The organism is Anaerolinea thermolimosa, from assembly GCF_001050195.2.
GTDB lineage: Bacteria > Chloroflexota > Anaerolineae > Anaerolineales > Anaerolineaceae > Anaerolinea > Anaerolinea thermolimosa.
In genome coordinates this window covers 1053423-1066352 of record NZ_DF967965.1, presented here as the reverse complement: position 1 = coordinate 1066352, position 12930 = coordinate 1053423, and the positions used below count along the sequence as shown (strand labels likewise).

Genomic DNA, 12930 nt, shown 5'->3' with positions numbered 1-12930 from the left:
GTGCAGGTGGACGCCCCCACGCGGGAAGCACCCGCGCCAACTCCGACCGTCACCCCGGCGCGCACCCCGGTGAAGATTGCCGCGACCCCCGCCGCGGCGGTGAGCCGTGCGCTGTGGCCGTTCCTGACTCTGCTGGGGCTGGCGGCGGCGCTGGGATATTCGGCAGTACGCGATGAACGACCGGAAGCGATCCGCAAACTGGCGGAGCGCATGGAAAAAATCTCACAACACATTGGGAGGTGAAGGAATGGACTTGTGGGCAGTAGCAACCCTGGCCGCCATGCTCATGCTCGGCGCAATTCTGACCCTCTACAACTCCCGGCAGGCGTCCGCCCTGCGGGAGATGGAGCAGGTGCTTTCGGACTGGTATCTCATGCAGGTGGCCGAACGGCGCGAGAAGGCCCGGCAGGCAGTGCAGGTAGCCTATCCGCTGGCCTGGCTGGGACAGCAGGCAGGAGGGGTAAGCCTGACGGGGCTGGAGCGGAAGCTGGAACAGGCGCAGGCGATCTCGTTCCTGACCGACAACGCCACCCGTCTGGTGGTCTCTCCGCTGTCTCCCGACCGGCTGAAGCGGGTGTTGAAGCCGCTGGAAGCGCGCAACGGCAAGGTGGCCAACCTGGTTGATCCCCTTCTGGGGCGCAATCCGCGCAAAGTGCAGGTGGAGGAACGCTCCATCCTGAACGCCGGAGAGTGGTTTGATGTCGAAGCCGGGCAGGTGGGAAAAGCCCTGGGGGTGAACTGGGGCGAACCCAAACGGCTGTACTTCTACCGCGTGCACCTGGCGGAGAAAAAGGCATGACGTGGGTTGTCGCCGGTGGGTTGGTGTTCTGGCTGGTGGTGTGTGCGGTGTACGACCTGCGCACCCGCAGCGTGCCGAACGTCCTGACCGTCCCGCCGTTTGTGCTGGCGGGGCTGTGGGCAGTGCGGCAGGGCGGAGCCACCCTCTGGCTGTTCGTTCTGGCGGTTGCCGTGATGGTCTTTTCGTTCTGGAAAGGAGGTACAGGCGGAGCGGACGGGAAAATTCTGGCGGTTCTGGCGGTCTTCATGCCCGCAGGCTTCCTGCTGGCGGTGGTGCTCCGGCTGGTTGTCGGAGTGGGATTGTGGATGCGGCACGGGAAAGGTGCGCGGTTTCCGGCGGTGCCCGTGTTTGCCGCAGGTGCGATTCTTTCTGTTCCAGTTTCAATCATTCTTCAAGGAGGTTTTTCGTATGTTCGCTAAATTCTTCTTCAATCGTGACGGGAACGACATGACCGAGTACGCCGTGATCGGCGCGGTGGTACTGCTGGTCGCGCTGGCGGGCTTCCAGCTGCTGGGCGTGAACATTCTGGGAACGATCCAGAACGTTGCCGGGGCGATCTAGTCCGCAGGGAGGCACACCATGCACAACCGGGGCAAACGCTGGTTTGAACGTGGAAACGCCATGGCGGAGACGGCGGTCGCCCTGCCTGTGGTGCTGGTGCTCACCTTTGCGCTGGTGAACTTTGCCATCGCCGGGTATGCGTCCGTGGCGGCGGCGAACGCCGCCAACTACGGCGCGCGGGCTGGTTCGGTGGCACAGCAGGGGGCGGCGGGGGTGGCCGCTTCCGCCGCCCATGCTGCACTGTCGAAGACGATGGTAGGTGAGTACCAGGTGGCGGCAGGCGGCGGGGGAAGACCCGGCGCGCAGGTCACGGTGAGCGTCCACTGGGAAGCGCCCAACTTTCTCGGCTCGATGCTCTCCCTGCTGGGAGGCGGTGGAGAGGTGAAATTCGAGGGCAGCGCCCGCTCGACGTTCCGTCAGGAAGGATGGTAGGGGATGAGGAAAAAGAATTCCCCTCAACGCGGCAACATCATGGCGTGGTTCGCCGCTTTCCTGGCGTTTGTGGCCGTGCCGCTGGCGGCGCTGACGATTGACGTGGTGCGCGCGTTCTACGTGTACACCCACCTGCAGGCGGCAACGGATGCCGCCTGTGAGGCGGCGGCGCAGGCGCTGGACGTGTCCACCTTCATCCGCACTGGAGCACGGCAGATCGACCTGGGGCTGGGTGCGTCCTATGCCGGTCGGGAGTTCGCCGGGGCGGTGGTGGATCAGGGGGTGGTGGCGTATTCCCCTTCCCTGAGCGGCCTGCGTCTGCTCTCCCCCACAGTGGCCGAATGCCGCGCCACAGCCTCACTCACGCTGTTTGTACCCGCCGCGTCTCCCGCCCTGACGGTGCGGGTGGCGTCGGTGGCGGAAATGCGGGTGAACCGCAGATGAGTTCGGCGGCAATTCCGCGGGGCTGCCGAACAACTCACCAGGGTGACGGGGCCCACATCATTCACAGGAGGGTCTCGTCATGCGTGGAGCAGTGGTAAGCCTGTGGCTTTCCGCCATTCAAGTGGCGGTAGCCCTGTTCGTGGGCAACCTGATTGCCAAGCGGCTCGCGGCGATACTCGTCCACACGGCGATGGTATTCCGCTGGTAGGCTGGCAGTGCAGGGAGAGGGTGGGGATGCACTGGCGTCCCTGCCCCCCACGGCAGGGGAGAAAGGAGAACGATGGAGATTGAAATCGAGTGGAAAGGATTATCTTCGCTCTGGATCGGCGCGGCGGTGGTGGTGATCATCCTGCTGGGAGTGCTGGGCTGGATGGTGACCCCTGAAGGTGGGAAGGTGCTGACGTGGGAAGAGTGGCAGATTTACCGTTCGAGGCGGGAGTATCGGCGGGAACTGACGGAACTGCAAAAAGCCTGTGACGAAATGAGCGCCCTGCTGAACAAACCTCTTGACCCTCTGCGCGTCCTGACGGTGGCGGATCGCCTCACAGGGACGCTGGAAAAGCAAAAGCAGGCGGCGCTTGACGGTCAGCGAACGGCGGTGCTGGATGCGGTCTCGGCTCTGCGCCGCTGGGCGCAGGGTGACAGCCGGGAAGCGGCGGTAAGCGCGCTGGAGAATGCCATCCGAAAGGTGGAGGGAGCGCCATGAGCTACCGCGACCGGGCGCTGGAAGACCTGATCGAGGCCGAACGCAAACTGCGGGAGAACGCCGAGCACACCGCACGGGAATACCGCGCGCTGGTGGTGGAGCTGGCGCAGCGGCTGGCCGGGGAAGCACTGGAAGCCCGGCGCGTGGAAAATCCGGGCGTACCGCAGGCCTGGACGCCTGCGGACTGGCGTTCGTTCTGGTGGGGGGTGGCGGTTCATCCGGTGGGCGTGAAGTCTGCCTGGACGGGGGGCAACGGGAACGGCAACGGGACGAAAGCCCTGGAAGGCGAAATCGCCCGCCTGAAGGGTGAAGTGGAAGCCCTGCGCAGTGCGCTGGAGCGGGCGAAGGTGGAACTGGCGCAGGAGCGCAAGGCCAAAGAGGCTTTGCAGGAAAAACTCTCCAGAGCCGGAGAGAAAGCCGAAAAGAAGCCGAAGCAGAAGCAGGAAAAGAGCAGGCATGTGGTATCCAGCGACATGCTCTCGGAATACCACCGCAATCTGGTGGAAGAACTGCGGGGGGTTGTCTTCCCTTCTGCGCCGTTGAGATTCAAGGAGCAGTTGAACCCCGATGAAGCCCTGCGTTACAGGCGCAAGGTGCTGATCCTGTACCTGCTGGCGAAAGGGATTGGCTCACGCTTGGAGATTGACCGGGTGTTGAGCGCGCTGGAAAACGTCTCGGCGCGCACGAACTCCATCCGCAAACCGGCGGATGAACTGGTCAAAGCCGGTCTGCTGGTGTCCGAAAGCCTGCGCATGGAAAGCCCGTTCGTGACCGGGCTGGCGGTGTACCGGCTCTCGGAGGACGGCAAAGCCCTGTGCCGGGCGTGGGGCTGGCAGGTGGTGGAAAGCGAATGGGAGCGGCTGATGCGTCTCCACCAGGGGGAGAGTCAGGAAGCCCACACGGTGGCGATCCTGGCGTTTGCCTTGCACGCCCGTCTGCGCGGCTGGAACGTGACCGTCTTGCCCGAAGTGGCAGGCAAGGCCGACCCGGACGTGCTGGTGGAGCGGGACGGCGAACGCTGGTATGTGGAAGTGGAGCGGGGGGACGGAAGCCGCAGGAAGTGGCGCAACCTGGCGCAGGTGAACGGCGGCAGGGTGGCGCTGTGTGCGGCGAACGAGGAAGGACGGGAGCGGTTGATTCGGGACTGCAAGGCGGAGCGGCTGGGAGGCGTGGCCACAGATTTGCGCACGCTGGTCTTTGAGGGTGACTCTCCGCGCAATCTGGTGGACATCTCACCCGCCGAACCGCTGTGGGTGGAGAGCTGGTAATCGGGCGGGGGTGGAAGAGCGACCCTCTTCTTTTTTATATAAATGAATTCGCTTTTAGGAATTCAATGAATAAATATATGCCGAACAACAACCAAAAGAATCCTCCTAACAAAGCAATCCATCCATAAATTCTTGGCCTTCGACCAGATAAATACCAATTCTTCCATTTCAGGATTCTGGTTTTATCGACAAACAGTCCCAAGAATTGATAGGTTATTCGATACATGGTCATTAGAATTCGCTTTCGCAGAACAATTATCTTCCAGCCATCGATAATAAATATTAGCGATGATAAGCAGACAAATAGACTAAGAATCGCATAAGAGAGATCAATGGAGATAATCATAGATCCCCCTCCTTTAGTATTTGTATTCGATTTTTATGTTGGGTCGCAAATTGAACCACAAACTAACTCCATTGCCTATGAAACCGACAATCGGAACCAGTCTGCCAGCTCTTGCAACCATTACTGCGACTCGTTCACCCTGTTCAGTTGCCTGTTGAAGGAGCATGCTAGATGGATCCCCATTGATGAGTTCAATTCCAGATTTCACAAAGCCTGCTCCTTCTACAATTTCAGTAACAGCATAAGGCACTACTCCTTCGGGAAATCCAGCTATTGCTACTCCATCTCCAGCAATACCTGTCCCATCAATTAATAAATCCACAGGATCGACTCGATCCCATTGAATATCAACGCTGACTTTCCAATGGGGCGAATTGGGATTAGCTGATATTACAGTAGGATTTGTTGGTGCTAATTTCGGTGGAGATGTATGAGAAGAACTCTTTGGAGGAAAGCCTGGATAATAGTTATTTGCGCCAGAAAAAATGGGTGGAATACCTGCCTCGCCTTCCAGTTTTCGCAATCTCTCACGTTCCACACGCACATTTTCCATATACTCTTTATGGCGAGGATCATTTGGATATCCACTGATCTTGGCGCATGCTGGATTCGAAGCCGGGCAACCCACATCATGGCCCGTGGGGTCGTTGTAACGAATCGGATTATTTCGCGTATAGGCAAACCGATCAAACGTCGCGGGATTGGACGCGTCGGGCACCACCGTATCCGCCTGGACGAAATGGGCTATCGCCGGGTCGAACCAGCGAGCCTTATAAAAGTATAGGCCGATCGTTGTCATCTTCGATAATTGGCCCCGTGTAGCGGTAGTTCGTAGGGGTCATGCCGCTCGTGTAGCGCTCATCCCCGTAGGCTGAGTACCTGATCTGGCCCACCACCGCCCCTGTTGCGGCGAGGGAGAGCCATCCATGATTTTATGGACCTACCATCCACCCAGCCGGGATAACATCGTCTGCTATCTTGTATTGTCGATTGTTAATCAAATCGATCAATACAACAGAGCTTCGTTCTGGTTCATCTATATTCACTGCTGCAACTGCCACATATTTTCCATCAGGTGACCAAACAGGATATCTAGGATATCTTTGTCGGAAGCCGTAGGGCTGAATGCACAGCATTTGAACATCACGAGTATTCAGACGCAAAATTGCTAAATCATAAACAGGTAAAGCATAACCACCTTTTCGAGTAGAGAGCCAAAAGGCGATCGAGTTCCCATCCGGCGACCAGGTAAAATCCACCAAATCACCCGGCTCAAGCCCCTCGAAGAATGTGACTTCCTCCAATTCGCCTGTGGTAGACACTAGAAAGATATTGCGCCCTGTGGAGGAATCTAGATCGATGACGAAGCGTTCACCATCCGGCGACCACACTGGCCCGCTTGTTATCGGGGCTTCGTCCGGGAACATCTTCACAGTTTGTTTCCGAACCAAATCCCACAACACTACACCATCGAAAGATTTATAGACCACCCACTTGAGCGTGGGATGAAAAACGCTTAAGGTGCGAAAATTCTCACCCCATAGACTAAGGTATTGAGGGTACAAAGAGTAAATATCCTTATAGTCTGATTTTAACTTGCTCCATTTACCAGTGAATGGATTCAAGATGATCGGCATATTATCGGCTGGACTTATTTCAGGATGTTCACCCACCTGAACACCCACAAGTCGCTCGTCATCCAACCAGCCCAAAACTACTGTCGATGCGGATTGAAATAAATCAACAAAATTGTGTTCTTTAATCACATTGCCGGTTGAATTAACAATAAGAAGTAATTCATTTCCTTGCGAGAGGTCGAAAACACTGTATGCAATCCAACTTCCATTAGGTGATATAACTGCATTAAGAATGTTCGTCAATCCGTTGTTCGGTAGCAATGTCCGTTGATTCGAGGCAAGATCGAGCAAGTAACTCTTCTGGCTGTTTTGGGTTGAGGAAATTAAGACAAGGCTCCCATTAAAATTGGCGGAAGGAAACATAGTTTCTGGTGTTGTTGCATCAATACATTGTCTTTTGGATTCGAGGATCGGCGTGGGTAGAATGGTGTGTGTGGCTGATGCCTTAATCGTGGCAGATACTATTGGCGTCGACTTAAGATTCATTGGAGCGGCGATCTGGGTTTCGATCGCTGGAGGAGTTTCCTGTTGACCTGCAAGAGAATCGGTGTTAACTGTACAGGCTATCAACATCAACAAAACAAGGAACAATCCAATCCGTTTCATTCGCATAGAGATGCCTTTCACCTTCCCTTGGTTGGTATTTGCGGATTCATCGTGACAGTCATTTTGGGTTGTAAGCATTAAAACTAACATTGCCTTCGTATGTGGGAATGAAAAAGCTGCCACTGGCCCATACCACCATTTCAGATAGATTCACATTGTCCGCTAACCACCTTCCTGATAGATCATTTCCCCATCCATACGGTCTGCCAGATGACATCGGCGCAGCAACTCGCCATGATGGATCGGAATTCATGAAGTTATACGCAACGGTGTTTGCATTCGTAGGCGATAATCCTCGTTGAGCAAATAACGAATCCAGGTCGCTTCCCTGGTTCCCCGAGGTCAAAGCAGTAAAGGTATTGGTTAGAGACTGGCTGTATCTCACGATCCAGTTCAGCTTCCCTTCAATGCTGTCTGGACCTCCCATGCACGCCCCACCAGAGGAAACATCATTGCACCATCCATACATCGATCTTACTGCGCCTTCTGAAAACGCATCGATTAAAGTGATTTGATTTTGAATCTTGTAGCCCGAATTGGCGAGCACATCCCATCCTTCTCGAAAGAAAACAAGGGCAAAGAAGTCTTCCAGGGTAAAGTGTCCGCGCTTCCACCACCAGCCGCTCTTATGTTTCCATAACTTAAGGTAAAGATTGTATGCATCCTGACCGCCGTATTGACTTCCGTCTGGTTCAGTCAGTTGTGATTCGTCAGCCGTGTCAGGCGCGGAATAATCTACATGTTGCCCATTGTCAGCAATGATACATTGCCCATACGCAGAAAATATACAGTGGCCGGTTGGATCATTGAAATTGATCGGGTTCCACAATACGTAAGCATATCGATCCCATGCCAGGGGATTCCCCGTTCCCGGCACGATGGTGTCGGCCTGTATGAAATGGGCCAGCGCCGGGTCGAACCAGCGAGCCTTATAAAAGTATAGGCCAATCGTTGTCATCTTCGATAATTGGCCCGTGTAGCGGTAGTCGGTGGGGGTCATGCCGCTCGTGTAGCGCTCATCCCCGTAGGCCGAGTACCTGATCTGGCCCACCACCACCCCCGTTGCGGCGTCCGTCACCACGCTGGTGCTCCCCAGGTGGTCACCCAGCAGGAAGTAGACCGTGCTACTTGTAGAAGTATACTCCCTCACCGCCACTCGCTGACCGCCCACCAGAATGTAGTTCTTCCACACCTGTCCGGCAGGCGGATGGGTCTCAGTTTGCAGTTCTTCGATATATATCTTGACCGGCACCAAGGCCGCTAACTCCACTCCGCCGAACAATTCCCCCAGCCACGTCACCGGCGCGCGGAGCAGGGCTTTGACACTGTTCAGCAACGTGGCCAGGTTCAACCCGGGCACGCGGCTCTGTGGAAACACCCGCCGCCTCCGCAGGTCTGCCTCCGGGGGGTAACCTCAGGCTACCACGATATTCGGTTGGTAAGGTTCAGACATCAGAAATTTTCTGAATAAAATTCCATATTACCAAACTATGGATGTCATATACCCCAAATGCCAAATACCACCCCTCTAAGAGAAAATAAAAATGCAAGCACAACTGTAATCCGTATAATCCAAAGTCCAGGCCCCGAAGGACTTAAAAAGAAATTGATGTAACTCTCAGGATAGATGATTGAAGTGGCCTTGATCCACTTTTTCCAAATAACTAACAACTTTGCATAACCTTGTGGTGAAAACCAAGAGAGGTAACCAATAAAACTAACGAAGGCTAACCCAAACGAAAAGATTAGAAAAGCATATACATTATGCATGGAGACCTCTATGGTAGTTTGAAATTATAGATATTTACCGAAATTCCAATTGAAATACCGATGAACGCTCCATATTCACCGGCTGAGTGAGCGACTCGATCACCCGCAAATGGACTCCAAGTAGTAGTGACATCAACAACAGCACCTGCATTTACACTAAGGGAAGTGCCCGTTAGGAAACTCTCGACATCACTCTGCATTGGCATCATACCGTCAACAGCTTTTATGAAACCATTATTGTGTGAAAACGAAACTGGAAAACCCCTGCCGATATTTGGCCCAGCTCCTATATATTCTCCTCCATATCTGTCAACCGTGTACGAAAATGTTGCCGGACCCAAAGCCAAAGTGGAAACTTTGTAATCAGGATGAGATGGATCCAAATCCCATTCTTCAGGTGGTGTCCACGAACTTATGCTTGGTCGTGGTTTTTCAACCGAGCATTTTAGTGGTATCTTTTGTGCTTCGGCTTGAGAATTAGGTGTTCCTGGAAATAAGTTCGAGCCAGTTTGCGGTGTAACCAGGAAATTGGGCATTGTTCGTTGCAAATGTACTCGGTACATCTGGCGATATTTCTCAACGTATTCGTCATACGCTTTGGCTCGATCCTCATTACCATATCCGCTTAGTTTTGTACAAGCTGGATTCGAAGCCGGGCAACCCACATCATGGCCCATGGGGTCATTGTAACGAATCGGATTGTTTCGCGTATAGGCAAACCGATCAAACGTCGCGGGATTGGACGCGTCGGGCACCACCGTATCCGCCTAAACGAAATGGGCCAGCGCCGGGTCGAACCAGCGAGCGCCGTAGTGGTACAGCCCAATCTCCGCCAGCCTGGAGAGCTGACCCGTGTAGCGGTAGTTCGTAGGGGTCATGCCGCTCGTGTAGCGCTCATCCCCATAGGCCGAGTACCTGATCTGGCCCACCACCACCCCCGTTTCGGCGTCCGTCACCACACTAACGCTCCCCAGGTGGTCACCCAGCAGAAAGTAGACCGTGCTGCTGCTGGAAGTGTATACCATTCGCTGCCATAGCGAATCCGATCGCTTGAGCCTTGTTTGGCTTGAGAAAGCGCCTTCGAAGAAACCGGCGCGGCGGCGGGAAGAAGGCTTAAGAGCACCGCCAGGATGACAAATCCATTCACAATCTGCTTATTGATACGAGCGATGGCCCACATGGTTTCTCCTCTAAAAGGATTCATTGAAGCAGAAGTTTGACCGTTTGTAGATATATTTACTTTGTCAATTTATTTACTGATGATTGTAGAGAGGGGGAGGCTTCAAAACAGGCTTCAATAGAGGCTGGAAACCGGTGAAAATGGCTGAATATTACATATCATGCAAGGATCGTGATGAATGTCACTCGTTTTGTATGTCGTACAATATAGTCGTACAATAGTTATTGTACGACACATAACACCCGAAAAACCCGCCAAAAGCCCGGTTTTGAGGGCTGAAAAGGGGTGTAAACCGTGTCGCACAATGTTTTCTGAAGATAGAATGAACGCTTTTGCACCAACGTGATTGTCACACAATCGATAGTTTTGGTGAAACCAGGAAAAAGCCAGCAAATGTGGCGGTGGGATGCTCCTTCGATCCGCCACGGTTGGCGGTTGGAAAATCACCAAAAATTGATTTGACGGACTCCATTAAACCCCTTCTTGACAGAAGACACAAAGCATTATATTATTGTTGTCGCAACCGTTGATATTTTCGTGTTTTTCACAAAAAGAGCGAATTATGTTGATAGAATTTAGTGTTTCCAACTTCCGGTCTTTTTATCAGTCAGTCATCTTAAGCCTGCTCGCTACTCCTTTAAGGGAGGAAGAGTCCCGCCTGAACACGGACAACCTTTTCGAGGTTAACAGCATCAAGCTGTTGCGCAGCGCGGCAATTTACGGCGCCAACGCCAGCGGAAAAAGCAACCTAGTGCGAGCCATAGGGTTCATGCGCCGGTTTGTTCTGGACTCGGCAACGGAGTTCCAATCTGGAGAAAAAATTCCAGTAGAGCGTTTTCGCCTGAACAGCGAAGCACGTCAGAAGCCCGCTACTTTTCAGGTCATCTTTGCTATGAATAATAAGCGTTACCGCTATGGATTCGAAGTGGACGAAGAACAGGTCAATAGCGAATGGCTGTACCAAACAGTACATCGCGAGAGCCTTTTGTTCATTCGTGAACGAAACGAGTACGATGTTTCCACCCCCTTCAGGAAGGAAGCGTCGGTAAAACTCCGTGAGATGACCCGTCCGAATGCGCTGTTCCTTTCGGTGATGGCACAGTTCAACAGCCCTCTGGCAGTTTCTCTATTGGAATGGTTTCGCAAAAGCCTACGGGTGGTTTCAGGCTTAAAAGATGAATTCTACGCACCGTACACTATGGAACAATTACAGAAACATGAATCCTTCTGTCAATTTGCCCACAAGATGATTCAGCTGGCGGATACCGGTATTACCGCCCTCTCGGTCAAGAGCGAACCTCTGGACAGTATGCAAATTCCTGCCGAGTTGCGTAAATTCCTACAGGAAATTGTTGAGAAGACGGGTAAACCAGCTGAAGAGCTTTCCCTCCGAACAGTGGAAACTACGCATCCGGTATACGCAGGGGAAATTTTTATGGGAAATGAGACTTTTGATATTCAGGATGAGTCCGATGGCACGCAGAAATTCCTTTATTTACTAGGCCCGCTTTTCGATGTGCTAAACGAAGGCAAAGTGCTGGTCATTGACGAACTGGACGCCCGCCTGCACCCCGTGCTAAGTCGCGAAATTGTGCGCCTGTTCAACTCCCCGGAAACCAACCCCAAAAATGCGCAGTTGATTTTTGCTACTCATGATGCAGGTCTACTGAGCGAATGCTTGTTGCGGCGCGATCAGGTATGGTTTACCCAAAAGAACCGCTTTGGCGCATCTGAATTGTATTCGCTGGCGGAAATGAAAGAGCGTAAAGATGCCTCTTATCTGAAAAATTACCTTTCTGGGCGTTATGGAGGTATTCCCCTGGTGGGCGGAATGCGTCTGTATGTGGAGGACATACTCAAACATGGCACGAACACCGAAGCCGAGCGGTCGTAAACTTTCTCCCAAAGGGGCACCCCTGCGCCCACGTTCCATCAAACAGCGCGAACTCAGACAGCGCTTCCTCATCATATGCGAGGGCAAGCAAACCGAACCGAATTATTTCAAACGCTTCCGCGTCAATGCGGTGGTGGAAGCATTTGGAATAGGGAGAAGTCCGCTGAATATCGTCAAATATGCTCAGAACTACTGGCAAAAAGGGGATTTCGATCAGGCCTGGGTAGTTTTCGATTTCGACAATGTTGGTGCCCCTCAATTTAATCAGGCTATTCAGCAGGCAAAGCAGGCAGGGTTAAAAGTAGCCTATTCCAATCCATGCTTTGAGGTATGGTTTCTCTTGCATTTTGGTTATTATAATACCCCTATGAATCGACAACAATACATTAACAAATTAAGCCAGAACCTGGGACGTACTTACCAGAAGAACGATCCTTCGTTATACGATGAGTTGCTTACCCATCAAAGAATAGCTATTTCCAACGCTCAACGATTGCTGGGATCTTACAACCCCCATGACCCTGCGAAGGATGACCCCAGCACCACTGTGCATCTTCTGGTGAAAGAACTCAACAACCATCTCATCCCATAAAGAGATTCCCTTTGCAGATTGATGCCTACATATACGCAGGCGGCATCGCTCGGTAAGTAGCCCTCCGTCCCCCCGAGAACAGCAATATGTTGCATGCGCGGTATCATCGGGTAGATACTCGTCAATGTAAACTACCTCGGCTATACCAGCGAGTCCTCGTGCCCCACATACTGTCATTGCTACACATTACTCGTTTGCCAAACCTGCTTAGTCGTTTACCACCTCCTATAGATAACCATGAGTTACCAGTTTGATAATCGCCACGTTCTGATGATTGGTAATGAATTCCTTCCCCAAGGCATCCTGCCCAAACGATCTGATACCTCGCCAAACTTGAAGAATGCCTGTGATACAATCTGCTACAGCTCCCATCGCTATCAGAACCCATTAAATCATCCCAGGACAGAACGCACACACGAGTATTGTAATATTCGCTGGAACCGCTATAGGACGAATTTCATCACCTCACCGTCTTGAATGGTAAACTGGAGCGAAAGGTGGTATTCTCAGCCTGAGTACGTAAAGGCTTCCCCGTTTAGAGCGTACTGAATAGTCAGAATGGTCTCGATAGTCAAAGTTTCGAGTGATCGTTCCAGTATTGGTAAAACATTGGTGAAGGAACAGGAATGAGGGCTGCCCCCTGGCGAATTACCAGGGTTACGCCATCAAGTCAGCCAGGTGCAAACCACGGGCCA

Annotated in this window: 16 protein-coding genes and 2 pseudogenes; 10 read left to right on the top strand and 8 right to left on the bottom strand. The window is 53.0% G+C overall.

Annotated elements, in window-relative coordinates; translation table 11 throughout:
• From ATHL_RS04860 to ATHL_RS04840, 6 genes and pseudogenes are all read left to right on the top strand, one after another.
• A pseudogene (locus ATHL_RS04860) lies at positions 1–243 on the top strand (hypothetical protein); the annotation flags it as partial.
• 4 nt (positions 244–247) lie between these two features.
• Positions 248–799 carry a hypothetical protein gene (locus tag ATHL_RS04855; RefSeq protein ID WP_062190358.1) on the top strand — a complete coding sequence of 184 codons (552 nt, stop codon included), beginning with the start codon at positions 248–250 and terminating at the stop codon, positions 797–799.
• Positions 796–1218, top strand: coding sequence for a prepilin peptidase (locus ATHL_RS04850; protein ID WP_062190356.1), 423 nt, complete (start codon positions 796–798; stop codon positions 1216–1218). The genes ATHL_RS04855 and ATHL_RS04850 overlap by 4 nt, the downstream gene beginning before the upstream one ends.
• Positions 1208–1360 carry a hypothetical protein gene (locus ATHL_RS18780; protein WP_162787585.1) on the top strand — a complete coding sequence of 51 codons (153 nt, stop codon included), beginning with the start codon at positions 1208–1210 and terminating at the stop codon, positions 1358–1360. Before ATHL_RS04850 ends, ATHL_RS18780 begins: the two co-directional genes overlap by 11 nt.
• Positions 1361–1378: 18 nt before the next feature.
• The gene (locus tag ATHL_RS04845) at positions 1379–1792 is read left to right on the top strand and encodes a TadE/TadG family type IV pilus assembly protein (RefSeq protein ID WP_062190354.1); all 414 of its coding nucleotides are present in this window, start codon (positions 1379–1381) and stop codon (positions 1790–1792) included.
• A gap of 3 nt (positions 1793–1795) precedes the next feature.
• Entirely contained in the window at positions 1796–2236 is a 441-nt protein-coding gene (locus ATHL_RS04840) for a pilus assembly protein TadG-related protein (protein ID WP_062190352.1), read from the top strand.
• A 61-nt stretch (positions 2237–2297) separates the two neighbouring features.
• Here ATHL_RS04840 and ATHL_RS19485 read toward each other — a convergent pair whose 3' ends face one another.
• A complete protein-coding gene (locus ATHL_RS19485; RefSeq protein WP_272897339.1) occupies positions 2298–2420 on the bottom strand; it encodes a hypothetical protein in 123 nt (40 codons plus the stop codon).
• A gap of 96 nt (positions 2421–2516) precedes the next feature.
• Between ATHL_RS19485 and ATHL_RS04835 the strand changes: the two genes are divergently transcribed.
• The gene (locus tag ATHL_RS04835; RefSeq protein WP_062190350.1) at positions 2517–2942 is read left to right on the top strand and encodes a hypothetical protein; all 426 of its coding nucleotides are present in this window, start codon (positions 2517–2519) and stop codon (positions 2940–2942) included.
• Entirely contained in the window at positions 2939–4210 is a 1272-nt protein-coding gene (locus ATHL_RS04830; RefSeq protein ID WP_062190348.1) for a hypothetical protein, read from the top strand. Before ATHL_RS04835 ends, ATHL_RS04830 begins: the two co-directional genes overlap by 4 nt.
• A 359-nt stretch (positions 4211–4569) precedes the next feature.
• On the opposite strand, the gene ATHL_RS04820 is transcribed toward ATHL_RS04830, so the two are convergent.
• The 7 genes and pseudogenes from ATHL_RS04820 to ATHL_RS04795 form a co-directional block, all read right to left on the bottom strand.
• Positions 4570–5109: a hypothetical protein gene (locus ATHL_RS04820; RefSeq protein WP_236822328.1), complete on the bottom strand. Its 540-nt coding sequence runs from the start codon at positions 5107–5109 to the stop codon at positions 4570–4572.
• Positions 5110–5199: 90 nt separating this feature from the next.
• Positions 5200–5355, bottom strand: a pseudogene (locus ATHL_RS19630) (RHS repeat-associated core domain-containing protein); the annotation flags it as partial.
• Positions 5356–5488: 133 nt separating this feature from the next.
• Entirely contained in the window at positions 5489–6922 is a 1434-nt protein-coding gene (locus ATHL_RS04815) for a PD40 domain-containing protein (RefSeq protein ID WP_162787584.1), read from the bottom strand.
• Complete coding sequence (locus ATHL_RS04810) at positions 6858–8177, bottom strand: RHS repeat-associated core domain-containing protein (RefSeq protein ID WP_062190341.1); 1320 nt, start codon at positions 8175–8177, stop codon at positions 6858–6860. The genes ATHL_RS04815 and ATHL_RS04810 overlap by 65 nt, the downstream gene beginning before the upstream one ends.
• A gap of 400 nt (positions 8178–8577) precedes the next feature.
• Positions 8578–9246, bottom strand: coding sequence for a hypothetical protein (locus ATHL_RS18775; RefSeq protein WP_162787583.1), 669 nt, complete (start codon positions 9244–9246; stop codon positions 8578–8580).
• A 90-nt stretch (positions 9247–9336) separates the two neighbouring features.
• Positions 9337–9525: an RHS repeat-associated core domain-containing protein gene (locus ATHL_RS04800; RefSeq protein ID WP_162787582.1), complete on the bottom strand. Its 189-nt coding sequence runs from the start codon at positions 9523–9525 to the stop codon at positions 9337–9339.
• Positions 9522–9749 (bottom strand): hypothetical protein, encoded by a 228-nt coding sequence (locus tag ATHL_RS04795; RefSeq protein WP_062190334.1) that lies wholly within the window; start codon positions 9747–9749, stop codon positions 9522–9524. Before ATHL_RS04795 ends, ATHL_RS04800 begins: the two co-directional genes overlap by 4 nt.
• 562 nt (positions 9750–10311) lie before the next feature.
• Here ATHL_RS04795 and ATHL_RS04790 point away from each other — a divergent pair.
• The gene (locus ATHL_RS04790; protein ID WP_062190332.1) at positions 10312–11643 is read left to right on the top strand and encodes an AAA family ATPase; all 1332 of its coding nucleotides are present in this window, start codon (positions 10312–10314) and stop codon (positions 11641–11643) included.
• The gene (locus ATHL_RS04785) at positions 11612–12235 is read left to right on the top strand and encodes an RloB family protein (RefSeq protein WP_062190330.1); all 624 of its coding nucleotides are present in this window, start codon (positions 11612–11614) and stop codon (positions 12233–12235) included. The genes ATHL_RS04790 and ATHL_RS04785 overlap by 32 nt, the downstream gene beginning before the upstream one ends.
• The last annotated feature ends 695 nt before the right edge of the window (positions 12236–12930 follow it).

What these genes read in the sequence shown, in the direction of transcription:
- ATHL_RS04785 (WP_062190330.1), top strand. Translation starts at nt 11,612, where the DNA reads ATGGCACGAACACCGAAGCCGAGCGGTCGTAAACTTTCTCCCAAAGGG.
- ATHL_RS04845 (WP_062190354.1), top strand. Translation starts at nt 1,379, where the DNA reads ATGCACAACCGGGGCAAACGCTGGTTTGAACGTGGAAACGCCATGGCG.
- ATHL_RS18775 (WP_162787583.1), bottom strand. Translation starts at nt 9,246, where the DNA reads ATGGGCCATGATGTGGGTTGCCCGGCTTCGAATCCAGCTTGTACAAAA.
- ATHL_RS04840 (WP_062190352.1), top strand. Translation starts at nt 1,796, where the DNA reads ATGAGGAAAAAGAATTCCCCTCAACGCGGCAACATCATGGCGTGGTTC.
- ATHL_RS04850 (WP_062190356.1), top strand. Translation starts at nt 796, where the DNA reads ATGACGTGGGTTGTCGCCGGTGGGTTGGTGTTCTGGCTGGTGGTGTGT.
- ATHL_RS18780 (WP_162787585.1), top strand. Translation starts at nt 1,208, where the DNA reads ATGTTCGCTAAATTCTTCTTCAATCGTGACGGGAACGACATGACCGAG.
- ATHL_RS04790 (WP_062190332.1), top strand. Translation starts at nt 10,312, where the DNA reads ATGTTGATAGAATTTAGTGTTTCCAACTTCCGGTCTTTTTATCAGTCA.
- ATHL_RS04835 (WP_062190350.1), top strand. Translation starts at nt 2,517, where the DNA reads ATGGAGATTGAAATCGAGTGGAAAGGATTATCTTCGCTCTGGATCGGC.
- ATHL_RS04830 (WP_062190348.1), top strand. Translation starts at nt 2,939, where the DNA reads ATGAGCTACCGCGACCGGGCGCTGGAAGACCTGATCGAGGCCGAACGC.
- ATHL_RS04855 (WP_062190358.1), top strand. Translation starts at nt 248, where the DNA reads ATGGACTTGTGGGCAGTAGCAACCCTGGCCGCCATGCTCATGCTCGGC.
- ATHL_RS04820 (WP_236822328.1), bottom strand. Translation starts at nt 5,109, where the DNA reads ATGGAAAATGTGCGTGTGGAACGTGAGAGATTGCGAAAACTGGAAGGC.
- ATHL_RS04795 (WP_062190334.1), bottom strand. Translation starts at nt 9,749, where the DNA reads ATGTGGGCCATCGCTCGTATCAATAAGCAGATTGTGAATGGATTTGTC.